Origin of the sequence: Aquibaculum arenosum, assembly GCF_029222965.1 — a bacterium.
Classification (GTDB): domain Bacteria; phylum Pseudomonadota; class Alphaproteobacteria; order Kiloniellales; family DSM-21159; genus Aquibaculum; species Aquibaculum arenosum.
Map to the genome: position 1 here is coordinate 141,520 of NZ_JARHUD010000005.1, position 13,077 is coordinate 154,596.

The following is a 13,077-nucleotide window of genomic DNA, read 5'->3' on the forward strand; positions in this document are numbered from 1 at the left end:
GCCTTCAGGCCCGGCGGCCACTGTTGATGCGATTCTTCAACACGTGAGAGGCGCGAAACACCAGCACGCGACGGGGCAGAATGGGCACTTCTTCACCGGTTTTCGGATTTCGCCCGATTCGTTCACCCTTCTCGCGCGATGTGAATGTGCCGAATGAGGAGATCTTGACCAATTCTCCGCGCACCAAGGCGTCGGACATCTCGTCCAGAACCATTTCAACCAGTTCCGACGACTCGTTGCGAGACAACCCCACCTCTTGGTAGACGGCTTCCCCCAAGTCTGCACGCGTGATCGTTCGCCCAGCCATGCCCGCCTCCGTGTGACTTTTCAAAACGTTATCGCAAGGCGTTATAGCGGTCAATCATGCTTGAGGCCCGTGACTTTTCCGGGAGCAGAGGGTGGCCGCAGGTACCTGATGGGTGGGAGGGCCGGTTCTTACCAGCGAATGACGGCCGAGCCCCAGGTGAAGCCGCCGCCCATGGCTTCCAGTAGCACTAGGTCACCTTGCTGTAGACGACCGTCTCTGCTCGCTTCTGCCAGCGCCAGGGGAATGGAGGCAGCCGAGGTGTTGGCGTGGCGATCTACTGTCGCCACCACGCGATCACGCGGCAGGTTAAGGCGCTTGGCCATGGCTTCGATGATTCGAATGTTCGCCTGATGCGGAACGAGCCAATCGATGTCACCCGGGGTCAGGCCATTGTGCTCCAGTGCCGTGTCGATGGCTGCCGCCATCTTGACCACGGCATGGCGGAACACCTCACGGCCCTGCATACGCAGCAAGCCGGTGGTCTGTGTCGAAGATGGGCCGCCGTCCACGTAGAGGGCATCATGATGCCGACCGTCGGAATAAATGTGCGTAGAGAGGACGCCGCGCTGGCGGTCAGCGCCGTTATGCGGCTGGGCGGAAAGCACCACGGCCCCTGCCCCATCACCGAACAGTACGCAGGTTGACCGGTCTTCCCAGTCGAGAATACGGCTGAAGGTTTCCGCACCGATGACCAGGACGTTACGGGCTTGACCGGCGCGCACGAAATTGTCCGCCACAGCCAAGGCATAGACGAACCCGCTGCACACGGCCTGCACATCGAAGGCAGCCCCGCGGGTCATGCCCAGCCGCGCCTGCACTCGTGTCGCCGTGGCCGGGAAGGTCTCGTCCGGGGTCGATGTGGCACAGACGATGAGGTCCAGATCCTCTACCGGCATTTCGGCGGACTGCAGGGCGTCTTTGGCGGCCGCCAAAGCCAGATCCGAGGTCATTTCGCCTTCAGCAGCGACGTGACGCTGGCGAATGCCCGTGCGATCGCGGATCCACTCGTCGGAGGTATCGAGGCGGGTTGCCAGATCCTGGTTGGTCAGGATGTGCTGGGGCAGATAGGAACCACAACCCACAATAACGGAACGCTGGGTCATCAGACGGCTGCCGCCTGTACCTGTGGATTGCTCAGCACGTCTGCCACCCCCTCAAGATCCTTACGCATTGCATCCAGGAAACCGTGCCGGGCCAGATCGACAGCCACGCCGATGGCATGGGCGAAGCCCAGGGCGTCGGTTCCTCCATGGCTCTTCACGGCTATGCCGTTCAAGCCGAGAAAGACAGCTCCATTATAGCGCCGCGGGTCGACACGCTTGCGCAGCTTGTGCATCGCCGGCCGAGCCAGAAGATACCCCAATCCCGCCAAGAGCGAGCTCCGGAAGGTGCGCTGCAGGAACTCGCTGTACAGCGTCGCCGTGCCCTCGGCGGTTTTCAGCGCCACGTTGCCGGTAAAGCCATCGGTCACCACGACATCCACCGTGCCCTTGGCGATGTCATCGCCCTCCACAAAGCCGACGAAGCTGCCTGGCAGTGCGAGGTTGCGCAAAATGGCAGCCGCTTCCTGCAGCGTCTCTCCACCCTTCATGTCCTCCGAACCGACGTTCAGAAGCGCGTAGGTGGGATCAGGGATGCCAAGCACGCTACGGCAGAAGCAGTTTCCCATAACCGCAAACTGGACCAGATTGCGCGCATCACAGACCACATTGGCGCCAAGGTCGAGCATCACCGTTTCCCCGCGCAACGTGGGGAAGAAGGAGCTGATTGCCGGTCGATCCACACCCGGAAGCGTGCGCAGTGCGAACTTCGCCATGGCCATCAGCGCACCGGTGTTGCCACCAGACACCACAGCATTGGCTTGGCCGTCGCGCACGGCGTCGATCGCAAGCCGCATGGAAGACTTACGCCCGCTCCGCAGAGCCACGGAGGGCTTCTCGTCGGCCGCCACCACGGACTCGGTGTGCACGATCTGAGAGACACCGCGCAGTTTCCGCATCCGGTCGATCAGAGGACGCAAGTCCCCTTCCCGTCCGAAAAACAGAAACTCCGTATCCGGATGGCGTCGCAGGGCCAAGTTGGCGCCGCGCACAACGGCGGACGGGGCATGATCCCCGCCCATCGCGTCCAGTGCCAGAGTGAGCCGACCACCCACGACCATGACCTAGTGCTGCGGCGTCCGTCGCATCACAGCGGACCGATCAGAAATCGCTCTTGGGCTCTAGAACCTGACGGCCCCGGTACATACCCGATTTTAGATCGATGTGATGCGGACGCCGCAACTCGCCGCTGTCCTGGTCCTCGACATAGGACGGAGACTTGAGCGCGTCGTGGGAGCGGCGCATGTCGCGCCGGGACTTGGAAACTTTTTTCTTAGGTACTGCCATGATTCTACTCTCGCAATAAGCGCAGACCACCCCAGCGGCGGCGCGCCGTTAGTTACAGAAAATACTCCGCTGTCACAAGCCCGACGCTGACAGCCATACGGGCATGCTGCTACTGCTTCAACTTCCGGGCAAGCTCGGCGAAGGGACTGGCTTCGCTTTCCCCATTTGCGGCTGCGCCCCACTCACCCTCGGCGGGGGGCGCATCTGCATGCCGCGGATAGGGGTCCAGTCGTTCGGCGAGAAGTTGCACCAGAAGCTCCCCAAGGTCAAAGGTACCGTTGGCATAGAGTTCCGGGCCAAGCGGCTCGATGCCATCTTCTTCCGCTAGGGAGAGATCAATCTCGGTTGCCTCTGCCCCTTTGCTCTCCAACGCAAAACTTTCCAAAAAGTTGTCTTGCACCTCTGCGGGGAGCGGCGTGAGCGTTGCAATGCAGGTCTGCGTGACCTCCGCGTTCAGCGACCCGGAAACCTTCAGGGCAGCGCCTCCGCGAACGCGCCGCACCGCAAGTTCACCTTCCAGCCGATCAATGCCTTGAAGGTCAAGACGTTTGGCCAGAGCTGAACGCTCTTCTTCCTCGGCGGCAATCCTGTGCCGGCTCTCGCGGTCGCCGATCTGGGCCAGTACGAGAGGTCGCGAAAACTCGTTGGTTTTGGTTTCTGACATGATCCTTGCCCAATCTTGGCTCGGCTGTGTTCCTGCCGGGCCTTCGACACACCTCGATGCCCAGATGCTCCGCGTCAAGACGTGAGGGCTTGTTGTGACACAGCCTCTGGCGCTGGCGGAGCGGCGAAACCAGGCTGTCCTTTAAGAAGAGCAGCCCGATCCTGCTGAGCCAGCAGCCCGTCCGACTCCCTCATGTAGTAAGCCAATGCGTCGAGTGCAGCATCAGAAGGCGCGGCGGTGGTGCCATAGACGTTTCGCACGAGCGCTTCACGCAGGTCGGTCGCGTCGCTACTGTCCAGGCCGTCGTCGTAGGCCTTAGAGCGCCCATAAAAGGCTTCACCCATCCGCTTGAGCTTCGGCCCGACCTTGAGGTCGCCCACCCCGCTTTGCCGCAAGGACTGGTCCATATCGAAGATCAGCGTGTCGAACAGCGTCTGGCGCAGCCCGGCAGCCGTTTCACCCTCCTGCCGCAACCGGCGCATTATCAGGGCGGTGTGCAGCAGCAGCATTTCGAAACGTCCATCGGTCGAGTCCGGAACGCCGCACACTGAATAGAACTGAGGGCAGCGCGCCTGATGGACGATGCTCTCGTACAGCGCACGCGCCGGCTCCTCTAGCGGATTGCCGGGAAACACGCGCTGAAACAGTGATCGCATCATGACGTCTGGGCCCTTATAGTCCTGCCGAACCTTGAAATGGCCGAGCGGCCGGGGTTAATCAAGCGGCGTAACAGTCATTTTGCGGCCGCGGTGGCGGCGGAGTAGAGTCCATGACATCTTCGAGAGGTCCAGCTTCCACACGAGGCTTGCTGCGCGCCGGCCTTGTCGGCCTTGCCCTGGCGGCATCGCTGGCAGCCTGCAGCCCTAGAGTGGACAACCGCGGCATGCGCTTTGATCCGGCTGTCGTGTCCGAGGTGAGACCCGGCATGTCGACGCGCGACGATGTACTCTACATCCTCGGCACCCCCTCCACGGTTTCGAGCTTTCAGGGACCGGTCTGGTATTACATCGGACAGCGCACCGAGAAGGTGGCCTTTTTCGATCCAGAGGTGACGGAACGGCAAGTCGTGGAAGTGCTGTTCGATGAAACGGACCGCGTGTCACAGGTGAATCTCTACGGCCTTGAGGATGGCCAGGAGGTCGAACTCGTCGAGCGGGAGACCCCAACTGAGGGCCAGGACATCACCATCGTGCAGCAGTTCCTGGGAAATCTCGGCCGCTTCAACACCGACTGACCTCAGCCTGAACGCGTGTCCGGGCCTCGGCGATCGGTCCCCGATGGGCTTCGCTTAGGCCAGCCGGCAAAGCGTCGGGCGCAAACCATCCCGCCTCGCGGATCTCGTAGTTCAGGATAACTGGCTCCGGGGTGGCGACCGATCCCCAGAAGAAGAGTTCGAGGTGCTTGCGCGCGGCGATCGTCCTGGCTTCCAGCAGATGTAGGTCCTCGCCCTCGAGACCGGTTTCTTCCCGCAGTTCACGTAGCAGTCCAGCTTCCGGCGTTTCGCGCGCCTCGATGAAGCCGGATGGCAGCGCCCAGCCGTCCCTGGCGTGCCAGAGATGGCGCAGCAGCAGAACCCGGCCGCGGGGATCGAAGAAGACGCCCAGAACCGCTACGGTGAAGCGGTCGTTCAATCCGGCCACGGCCGTGCGGCGCAGGCCCGGCGGACAGCTTAACCAGAGCCGGCGGGCCAGTGCACGGCCCCGGGACGTGTTCTGTACCATCGGCCATTTCCTCCAATCCCTCACACCCCCTATGTAGCAGCAGTCCGGCCGTTCAGGAGACAAGAGACATGACGGAGCCTTCATCTCGAACCGAGCCTCCGCTCGCGCCGCGCCGGCGCCAGACTTCGGTGGTGCACGGGATCACCTTGGTCGACGACTATGCCTGGCTGCGCGATCCGTCGTGGCAGGAGGTTATGCGTGAACCGGAGCGGCTAGACCCGGAGATTCGCGCGTACCTTGAAGGGGAGAACCGCTGGACCAATGCGGTTCTGGCACCAACGGACGGATTGCGCCAACAGCTGTTCCAGGAACTCAAAGGCCGCCTGAAGGATGATGACGCCTCCGTGCCCCTCCCCGACGGGCCCTGGCAATATTATTCCCGCTTTCGGCAGGGCGGGCAGCACCCGCTGCTTTGCCGTCAACCGCGCGATTCGGAGTCTGGAGAAGAAATGCTCCTCGACTGTGATCGCCTGGCCGAGGGAAAGGCCTTCTTCGACCTGCACGCAGCCGCCCACTCGCCCGATCACCGCCTGCTCGCCTACGCGGTCGACGAGGCCGGCTCCGAATACTGCCGCATTCGCATTCGCGACCTGGCAAGCGATCGGGATCTTCCCGAGGTGCTGGTCGATGGCAGCGGCGATCTGGCCTGGAGCAACGACGGTCGTTTCCTCTTCTACGTCGTGCTCGACGCCCAGCACCGGCCGTGCAAGGTGCTGCGCCACCGCATTGGCAGCGAACCGGCCGATGATGTCCTGATCTATCAGGAAGCGGATGCCGGATTCTTCCTCGGCCTCTCCACAACCAGTTCTCGGCGCTTCATCGTCGTCTCGGCTCACGATCACGTGACCAGCGAACTGCATCTGATCGATGCCGACCTGCCGGAGTCCTCACCCCAACTGGTCGCCCCCCGGGTCGCGGAAGAACGCTACAGCCTGGAGCATGACGCCCCGCGCAACTGCTTTCTGATTCTGACCAACCGGGAGGGCGCTGAGGACTTCAAGCTGATGGAAGCCCCGGAGGACCGGCCTGGGCGGGAGTCCTGGAGCGAGATCCTGCCCCACGAAGCCGGGCGCTTGCGACTCGATCTGCTGCTTCTACGCGACCACCTAATCCTGCTCGAACGCCGTCACGCGCTCCCCTGCCTCTTCGTCATGCGCTTGTCCGACGGCGCGCGCCATGAGGTGGCTTTCGATGAGGCCGCCTATGCCCTGGGACTGGTTCCGGGTTATGAGTACGACACGGCGAGCCTGCGCTTCGTCTACTCCTCTCCCACAACACCTCAGCGCACCTGGGACTACGACCTGAACACGCGAGCACGCGTTCTGCGCAAGGAGCAGGAAGTCCCCAGCGGGCACAATCCGGCTGATTATGTGGTGGAGCGGCTGGAAGCACCGGCTGAGGACGGGGAGAAGATTCCCATCACCCTTCTGCGTCATCGCAGCACTGCGCTGGACGGCGCGGCGCCGCTGCTGCTGTACGGCTACGGTTCTTACGGACTCTCGATTCCCGCCGCCTTCCAGCCCAACCGGCTCAGTCTGGTCAACCGCGGCTTTATCCACGCCGTCGCGCACATCCGCGGCGGCACCGACAAGGGCTGGGCCTGGTACCGCTCGGGCAAGCTGGAGCACAAGGAGAACAGCTTCTCCGACTTCACGGCTGCGGCCCGGCATCTGATCGCAGAGGGCTACACGCAGCAGGGACGGATCGCCATCCAGGGCGGAAGTGCGGGCGGCATGCTGGTGGGAACTGTGCTCAACCGGGCGCCAGAGCTGTTTCACGCCGCCGTGGCAGAGGTTCCCTTCGTCGACGTCCTCAACACCATGCTCGACGCCTCCCTGCCGCTCACACCGCCCGAATGGAACGAGTGGGGCAACCCCTTGGAGTCGCCGCAGGCCTTTGAGCGCATCCGCGGCTACTGCCCCTACCAGAACGTCGCCAAGCGCCCCTATCCACACATCCTGGTAACGGCCGGGCTAACCGATCCGCGGGTGACCTATTGGGAACCGGCGAAGTGGGTGGCAAAGCTGCGGAGTTGCATGCCGGCCGAGCGCCAGCTCCTACTCAAGACCTATATGAGCGCCGGACATGCCGGGGCCGCCGGTCGTTTCGACAAGCTGGAGGAGGTGGCTCTGGTGTATGCGTTCTTGCTACTGGTCTTTGACATGACCGAGCAAAGGGCGCTTACGCCGTAGCGGGGCGTTCGCGTCCGGGGGCGTCGTTGTAGCCCAGGGCGCGCAGAGCGGTGGCGGCAATATCATCCGCCGTCAGTCCCGCCCAGGCCAGCTGCTCAGCCGGCTTGCCGTGATCGATGAAGCGATCGGGCAGGCACAGTGGCCGCAACTTCAACTGCCCGCTATCCAGCAGGCCCTCCGTGGCGAGCTGCTGCATCACCTGCGTAGCAAAGCCGCCCACAGCGCCTTCTTCCAGCGTGATCAGGACTTCATGCTCGCTGGCCAGGCGGCGCAGCAGGTCGTGATCGAGGGGTTTGGCAAAGCGGGCATCGGCAACCGTGGTCGACAGGCCCTTGGAAGCCAGAGTTTCCGCGGCCTCCAGTGCCTCACCCAGGCGCGCACCATAGGAGAGAATGGCGATTTTCGTGCCTTCGCGCAGCACCCGACCCTTGCCGATCTCCAAGACCTGACCGCGCTCCGGCAGGTCCACGCCCCTGCCCTCCCCACGTGGGAAGCGCAGCGCCGACGGCCCCTCGTCCAGCGCCGCCTGGGTCGCCACCATGTGCATCAGCTCAGCCTCGTCGGCCGCCGCCATGAGGACGAATCCCGGCAGGCACGCGAGGTAGGAGATGTCGTAGGAGCCCTGGTGGGTCACACCGTCCGCACCGACCAAGCCGGCGCGGTCGATGGCAAAGCGAACCGGCAGCTTCTGGATCGCCACGTCATGGACCACCTGATCGTAGGCCCGCTGCAGGAAGGTGGAATAGATGGTCGCAAAGGGCCTGTAGCCCTCGCAGGCCAGACCGGCACAGAAGGTCACCGCATGCTGCTCGGCGATGCCGACATCGAAGCAGCGTTCGGGAAAGCGGCTGCCGAACTTATCCAGGCCGGTGCCCGATGGCATCGCTGCGGTCACAGCCACAATCTTCTCGTCCCGCTCCGCCTCGCCGATCAGCGCCTGCGCGAAGACGCCGGTGTAGGAGGGCGCCTGGGGCTTGGGCTTGGCTTGCTTGCCGGTGACCACGTCGAACTTCACGACACCATGGTACTTGTCGGCTGACTCTTCGGCCGGGGTGTAACCCTTGCCCTTCTGCGTCACGACGTGCACCAACACCGGTCCCTGGCGCTCCAGATCACGGACATTGCGCAAGACCGGCACAAGCTGTGATAGATCGTGCCCATCCACCGGACCGACATAGAAGAAGCCCAGCTCCTCGAAGAGCGTTCCGCCGGTGATCAGGCCACGCGCGTACTCGTCGAAGCGCTCTGCCGCACTCTTCAGCCGACCGGGAAAACGCCGCGAAAGCTGCTTGCCCACAGAGCGGACCGAGTGGAAGGACTTGGATGAGATGATGCGCGAGAGGTGGCCGCTCATGGCGCCGACCGGAGGTGCGATGGACATGTCGTTGTCGTTGAGCACGACAATCAGCTTCGAGCCGCTGGCCCCGGCGTTGTTCATCGCCTCATACGCCATGCCGGCTGACATGGCACCGTCGCCGATGACGGACACCACCCGCCAATCCTCGCCGGCCATATCCCGGGCCACGGCATAGCCTAGGCCAGCCGAGATCGAGGTGGAGGAGTGGGCGGCGCCGAAAGGATCGTATTCGCTCTCAGCACGGCTCGTGAAACCGGAGAGACCATCAGCCTGGCGCAGACTGCGAATGCGATCACGCCGGCCGGTGAGAATCTTGTGCGGATAGCACTGATGTCCCACGTCCCAGATAAGCTTGTCGCGGGGCGTGTCGAAAACGTAGTGGAGCGCGACAGTCAGTTCGACCACGCCCAAGCCGGCGCCGAGATGCCCGCCCGTCACCGACACGGCATCGATCAACTCGCTGCGCAATTCGTCCGCCAGACGCGGCAGCTCGCCTTCCTCCAGCGCGCGGAGATCCTGGGGCAGGCGGACGGTATCGAGTAACGCTGTCTTGCTCATGCTCTCGTATCGGTTCGTGTCTCAGGGGCCCGAAGGGCGCACAATCGCACCTCTTGGCCGCTCATGCAAAGAAGTGCGCGGACGCGGCTCGGGTTTCCACGCGCACTCGGTTGTGCAGCATTCAGGCTCGTCGCGTAAGAACAAAGTCTGCGGTCTGGCGGAGCGTTTCCGCCGGTGGACCGAAAGGCGTCAGCGCCTCCTTGGCCCGGTCCACGAGCTCTTCGGCACGGCGACGCGCGCCCTCCACTCCCAGATGCCCGACAAAGGTGGCCTTGCCGGCAGCAGCATCCTGGCCCACCGGCTTGCCCAGTGCGGTAGCGTCGCCCTCAGCATCCAACAGATCGTCCACGATCTGGAAGGCCAGCCCCAGCGCCTGCGCATAGCGTTCGAGAGCCTTCGTGTCCGCCTCCTCCGCTGCGCCGAGAATGGCGCCGGCGCGACAGGCCTCCACGATCAAAGCCCCAGTCTTGAAGGCCTGCAACTCCTCGATGCCCGGCAGTTCCAGTTCGGCGCGCTCGGCTGCCAGATCGATGGCCTGTCCGCCGATCATTCCCCCTAAGCCACCGGCCCTCGCAAGCCCCGCGACCAGGCGGCAACGTAAGGCAGGGTCAGGGTGGGTGGCGGGGTCGGCCAGCACCGCAAAGGCTTCAGTCAGCAGGTTGTCACCCACCAGCACGGCGGTGGACTCGTCATACGCGCGATGCACCGTCGGCCGCCCGCGACGCAGGTCGGAATCGTCCATGGCAGGCAGGTCGTCATGCACCAGCGAATAGCAGTGCAGCATCTCGAGGGCTGCGGCCGTCCGCAAGGCGCGGGCATCCGGGACTTCAAAAAGCCGCGCTGACTGTAGGAGCAAAAACGGCCGCAGGCGCTTGCCACCACCCAGCGCTGCGTAGCGCACGGCCTCCTGCAAGCGGCGCCTCGGCCCGCGCTCCGGCAGCGGCAACAGCCGATCCAGCTCCGCCTCGACCAGCGCCGCGTCGTGCCTCAGGCATTCCAACATACGCGGTCGCCTTTCCCACTACTGGCTTTCGAAGGGCGAGGTGGTCGGCGTACCGTCAGACCCGAGCCCGATGCGTTCGATTTTGGCCTGGGCTTCCTGCAACTTCTTTTCACATTGCTGCTTCAGGTTCGCGCCTCGTTCATAGGCCTCGATGGCCTCATCCAGGCGGCCTTCACCACTTTCCAGCCGCTTCACAATATCCTTCAGTTCTTCCAAAGCCTCTTCGAAGCTCAGCTTGGTAACGTCTTCCTTCGCCACGGGCGCGGCCGTTGCAGGGGTGTCAGCCATCACTCGGCACTCCCGAATTTGTTGCTGTGTCTGTCAGGGCTCAGGCGGCAAGCAGCGCACCAACGTGTGCCGCGGCGCTGCGCCCCAATGCGTCCAAGTCGTAGCCCCCCTCCAGCGAGGACACAAGGCGCCCCCGGCACGCGTGGTTGGCGACAGCGAGCAACTCCGAGGTGGCCCAGGCGAAATCCTCCTCTAGATAGCGCAGGCTGGCCAAGGGATCGTCTTCATGCGCGTCGAATCCGGCGGAGATCATGATCAGATCAGGATCAAACGACACCAGCCGCGGGATCGCCTCCTGGGAGAAGGCACTGTGGAAGGCTTCTGAGTTCGCCATTGGGGCCATGGGAATGTTGAGGATGTTCTCGGCGCAGCCGCGTTCGCTTCGCAGCCCGGTTCCCGGATAGAGGGGTGACTGGTGCAAAGAGATCAGCAGCAGGTCCGGGTCGTCCCAAAAGGCCGCCTGGGTCCCATTACCGTGATGGACATCGAAGTCGATGACGGCAATGCGATGCAGATTGTGCACGGCGCGCGCCTGCTGGGCGCCGATCGCGACGTTGGAAAAGAGGCAGAAGCCCATCGCCTTGCTCGGTTCGGCGTGGTGACCGGGTGGGCGCACAGCACAAAAGGCGTTGTCGGCCTCGCCAGCGATCACCGCATCGACGGCAGCGCAAACGGCCCCCGCTGCACGCAGTGCCGCCTCGCCGGATCCGGGAGATACGGAGGTGTCATCGTCCAGTTCGACCACGCCGTCGCTTGGAATAAGGTCCAGGAGTCGCTCGACGTAGTCCGCTGGGTGCACACGTTCGAGTTGCTCGCGAGTGGCCCGGGGGGCTTCGCGTCGCTGCAGGGAGGAGAACGCCGGGCCTTCGAGCGCACTCAGAACGGCCTTGAGCCGTGCCGGGCTTTCAGGATGGAAGCGCCCCATATCATGCCCGAAACAGGCCTCGTGGGTGAATAACACTGTGCTCACTGTTGCCTCGCTGGAGTTACCTGCCACGACCGGTGCAGTTTACGCTGCTGGCGCCGCCTTGTGTCACCTGCTACCACGATGCGCTTTCTTGTCACAGCGCAGTTAGGATCGGGAACAGGCCGTTGGCGGAAGGAACAGCAGTGAAGGGCGCCGGGATTCTCCCCTCCCAGGCGATCCGCGCCTTAATCGAAAGCGGCGAGATTGGTTCGCCACATCCTGGTCTAACTGAACAGGTGCAGCCGGCCAGCCTGGATCTGCGCCTGGGTCCCCTGGCTTACCGCGTGCGCGCATCCTTTCTTCCGGGCCCCGGCCGCAAGGTGGCCGAGCGGATCGACGAACTGGCAATGCACGAGATCGACCTGCGGCGCGGTGCGGTGCTGGAGACCGGGTGCGTCTACATCGTGCCGCTGCAGGAACGCCTGGCGCTGAACGGGCGGATCGCCGGCATGGCCAATCCCAAGTCCTCCACGGGCCGGCTGAACGTCTTCACGCGCCTCATCGTCGATGAGGCCGGCGCCTTCGACATGGTACCGGCCGGCTACCAAGGGCCGCTCTATGCCGAGATCGCGCCCAACGCCTTCCCCATCCTGGTGCGCGAAGGCGCTCGCTTGAACCAGCTTCGCCTGCGTCGAGGTTCACCAAACGTTGGTGACCGGGCACTGGAGAAGTTGCATGAGGAGGTGGGGTTGCTGGGCGACGAGGCCGCCGCGCAGATCCGTAGAGGCCTCGTCTTCACCGTGGATCTTCAGGCGACTGAGGGTGCGCCTGTGGGCTATCGCGCCAAAAGCCACACCGGCGTCATCGACCTGGATCGAATCGGCCACTATGACCCGCGCGACTTCTGGGAGGCCCTGCCCGGCAGCCGCCGTGGCGACCTGGTTCTGGATCCCGACGAGTTCTACATTTTGGCATCACGGGAATCGGTGCGCATCCCGCCGGCCTATGCCGCGGAGATGATCCCCTACGACACCCAGATCGGAGAGTTCCGGGTGCACTATGCCGGCTTCTTCGACCCTGGTTTCGGCTGGAAGGCCGAACGGGCGGGCACCCGGGCTGTATTGGAAGTCCGCTCCCACGAGGTGCCCTTCGTCTTGGAGCACGGCCAGGCGGTGGGCCGACTGGTGTACGAACGCCTCGCAGCGGAGCCGGACCAGCTATACGGCGCCGGCATCGGCTCCTCCTACCACAGCCAGGGGCTCACCCTGTCCAAGCACTTCCGGAGTTGGAACGGAGCCTGATCGCCCCCTGCCCTCGGTTCAACGCAGGCGCATCGCGAACCAAGCCAGGGCGACCCAGCCGCCGAGGAAGGCAAGCCCGCCTAGCGGCACGACGGCGCCCAGCCAGCGCGGTGCGCCCAGGGCCATGGCGTAGAGCAGGCCGCAGAACAGCAGGGTTCCAACGGCAAAACTCCACCCGGCAATCTGCAAAGCCAACTGCGTGCCGTCCCGGCTCAAGAGCGCAACGCCTATGAAGGCCAGAGCGTGAAACATCTGGTAGCGCAGACCGGTATCGATCCAACCGAGCGCCTTGGCGTCGAGGCGCCCTTGCAGTCCATGGGCTGCAAAGGCGCCCAGGCCCACTGCGAGGAAGCCGCTGATTGCCGCCAGAAACAGCCAGATGCGCATCGCAA

Annotated in this window: 15 protein-coding genes; 3 read left to right on the forward strand and 12 right to left on the reverse strand. The window is 63.9% G+C overall.

The annotated features are described in order from the left end of the window. Positions 1-4: 4 nt before the first annotated feature. The 6 genes from P2G67_RS09600 to P2G67_RS09625 form a co-directional block, all read right to left on the reverse strand. The gene (locus P2G67_RS09600) at positions 5-307 is read right to left on the reverse strand and encodes an integration host factor subunit alpha (RefSeq protein ID WP_275822438.1); all 303 of its coding nucleotides are present in this window, start codon (positions 305-307) and stop codon (positions 5-7) included. A gap of 128 nt (positions 308-435) precedes the next feature. Beyond that, entirely contained in the window at positions 436-1,410 is a 975-nt protein-coding gene (locus tag P2G67_RS09605; protein WP_322099679.1) for a beta-ketoacyl-ACP synthase III, read from the reverse strand. Then, positions 1,410-2,462, reverse strand: coding sequence for a phosphate acyltransferase PlsX (gene plsX / locus P2G67_RS09610; RefSeq protein ID WP_322099686.1), 1,053 nt, complete (start codon positions 2,460-2,462; stop codon positions 1,410-1,412). Before plsX ends, P2G67_RS09605 begins: the two co-directional genes overlap by 1 nt. Positions 2,463-2,508: 46 nt before the next feature. Next, positions 2,509-2,694: a 50S ribosomal protein L32 gene (gene rpmF, locus P2G67_RS09615; RefSeq protein ID WP_275822442.1), complete on the reverse strand. Its 186-nt coding sequence runs from the start codon at positions 2,692-2,694 to the stop codon at positions 2,509-2,511. A 109-nt stretch (positions 2,695-2,803) separates the two neighbouring features. Continuing rightward, the gene (locus P2G67_RS09620) at positions 2,804-3,436 is read right to left on the reverse strand and encodes a DUF177 domain-containing protein (protein ID WP_275822445.1); all 633 of its coding nucleotides are present in this window, start codon (positions 3,434-3,436) and stop codon (positions 2,804-2,806) included. Beyond that, positions 3,433-4,017: a ubiquinol-cytochrome C chaperone family protein gene (locus tag P2G67_RS09625; RefSeq protein ID WP_275822447.1), complete on the reverse strand. Its 585-nt coding sequence runs from the start codon at positions 4,015-4,017 to the stop codon at positions 3,433-3,435. The genes P2G67_RS09620 and P2G67_RS09625 overlap by 4 nt, the downstream gene beginning before the upstream one ends. A gap of 110 nt (positions 4,018-4,127) precedes the next feature. Between P2G67_RS09625 and P2G67_RS09630 the strand changes: the two genes are divergently transcribed. Next, a complete protein-coding gene (locus P2G67_RS09630; protein WP_275822449.1) occupies positions 4,128-4,592 on the forward strand; it encodes an outer membrane protein assembly factor BamE in 465 nt (154 codons plus the stop codon). Here the strand turns inward: P2G67_RS09630 and P2G67_RS09635 are convergent. Continuing rightward, on the reverse strand, positions 4,579-5,079 hold the full coding sequence (locus P2G67_RS09635; protein ID WP_275822451.1) for an NUDIX hydrolase: 501 nt from the start codon (positions 5,077-5,079) through the stop codon (positions 4,579-4,581). The genes P2G67_RS09630 and P2G67_RS09635 overlap by 14 nt on opposite strands. A 68-nt stretch (positions 5,080-5,147) precedes the next feature. Here P2G67_RS09635 and P2G67_RS09640 point away from each other — a divergent pair, with 68 nt between their 5' ends. After that, positions 5,148-7,271, forward strand: coding sequence for a S9 family peptidase (locus tag P2G67_RS09640; protein ID WP_275822453.1), 2,124 nt, complete (start codon positions 5,148-5,150; stop codon positions 7,269-7,271). On the opposite strand, the gene dxs is transcribed toward P2G67_RS09640, so the two are convergent. The 4 genes from dxs to P2G67_RS09660 form a co-directional block, all read right to left on the reverse strand. Beyond that, positions 7,261-9,186 carry a 1-deoxy-D-xylulose-5-phosphate synthase gene (gene dxs, locus P2G67_RS09645; protein ID WP_275822455.1) on the reverse strand — a complete coding sequence of 642 codons (1,926 nt, stop codon included), beginning with the start codon at positions 9,184-9,186 and terminating at the stop codon, positions 7,261-7,263. The genes P2G67_RS09640 and dxs overlap by 11 nt on opposite strands. A gap of 121 nt (positions 9,187-9,307) precedes the next feature. Continuing rightward, positions 9,308-10,189, reverse strand: coding sequence for a polyprenyl synthetase family protein (locus P2G67_RS09650; protein WP_275822457.1), 882 nt, complete (start codon positions 10,187-10,189; stop codon positions 9,308-9,310). An 18-nt stretch (positions 10,190-10,207) separates the two neighbouring features. Next, positions 10,208-10,477 carry an exodeoxyribonuclease VII small subunit gene (locus P2G67_RS09655; protein ID WP_275822459.1) on the reverse strand — a complete coding sequence of 90 codons (270 nt, stop codon included), beginning with the start codon at positions 10,475-10,477 and terminating at the stop codon, positions 10,208-10,210. 40 nt (positions 10,478-10,517) lie between these two features. Beyond that, positions 10,518-11,447, reverse strand: coding sequence for a histone deacetylase family protein (locus tag P2G67_RS09660; RefSeq protein ID WP_275822461.1), 930 nt, complete (start codon positions 11,445-11,447; stop codon positions 10,518-10,520). Between the two features lie 122 nt (positions 11,448-11,569). On the opposite strand from P2G67_RS09660, the gene P2G67_RS09665 reads away from it, so the two are divergent. Continuing rightward, positions 11,570-12,685, forward strand: coding sequence for a 2'-deoxycytidine 5'-triphosphate deaminase (locus P2G67_RS09665; RefSeq protein WP_275822463.1), 1,116 nt, complete (start codon positions 11,570-11,572; stop codon positions 12,683-12,685). A gap of 18 nt (positions 12,686-12,703) precedes the next feature. On the opposite strand, the gene P2G67_RS09670 is transcribed toward P2G67_RS09665, so the two are convergent. Beyond that, the gene (locus P2G67_RS09670) at positions 12,704-13,072 is read right to left on the reverse strand and encodes a DUF423 domain-containing protein (RefSeq protein ID WP_275822465.1); all 369 of its coding nucleotides are present in this window, start codon (positions 13,070-13,072) and stop codon (positions 12,704-12,706) included. Between the last annotated feature and the right edge of the window lie 5 nt (positions 13,073-13,077).

Excerpts from the sequence above, each read along its gene's own strand:
- rpmF (WP_275822442.1), bottom strand. The coding sequence starts at position 2,694 with ATGGCAGTACCTAAGAAAAAAGTTTCCAAGTCCCGGCGCGACATGCGC.
- P2G67_RS09670 (WP_275822465.1), bottom strand. The coding sequence starts at position 13,072 with ATGCGCATCTGGCTGTTTCTGGCGGCAATCAGCGGCTTCCTCGCAGTG.
- dxs (WP_275822455.1), bottom strand. The coding sequence starts at position 9,186 with ATGAGCAAGACAGCGTTACTCGATACCGTCCGCCTGCCCCAGGATCTC.
- P2G67_RS09635 (WP_275822451.1), bottom strand. The coding sequence starts at position 5,079 with ATGGTACAGAACACGTCCCGGGGCCGTGCACTGGCCCGCCGGCTCTGG.
- P2G67_RS09640 (WP_275822453.1), top strand. The coding sequence starts at position 5,148 with ATGACGGAGCCTTCATCTCGAACCGAGCCTCCGCTCGCGCCGCGCCGG.
- P2G67_RS09650 (WP_275822457.1), bottom strand. The coding sequence starts at position 10,189 with ATGTTGGAATGCCTGAGGCACGACGCGGCGCTGGTCGAGGCGGAGCTG.
- P2G67_RS09625 (WP_275822447.1), bottom strand. The coding sequence starts at position 4,017 with ATGATGCGATCACTGTTTCAGCGCGTGTTTCCCGGCAATCCGCTAGAG.
- P2G67_RS09630 (WP_275822449.1), top strand. The coding sequence starts at position 4,128 with ATGACATCTTCGAGAGGTCCAGCTTCCACACGAGGCTTGCTGCGCGCC.
- P2G67_RS09605 (WP_322099679.1), bottom strand. The coding sequence starts at position 1,410 with ATGACCCAGCGTTCCGTTATTGTGGGTTGTGGTTCCTATCTGCCCCAG.
- P2G67_RS09655 (WP_275822459.1), bottom strand. The coding sequence starts at position 10,477 with ATGGCTGACACCCCTGCAACGGCCGCGCCCGTGGCGAAGGAAGACGTT.
- P2G67_RS09600 (WP_275822438.1), bottom strand. The coding sequence starts at position 307 with ATGGCTGGGCGAACGATCACGCGTGCAGACTTGGGGGAAGCCGTCTAC.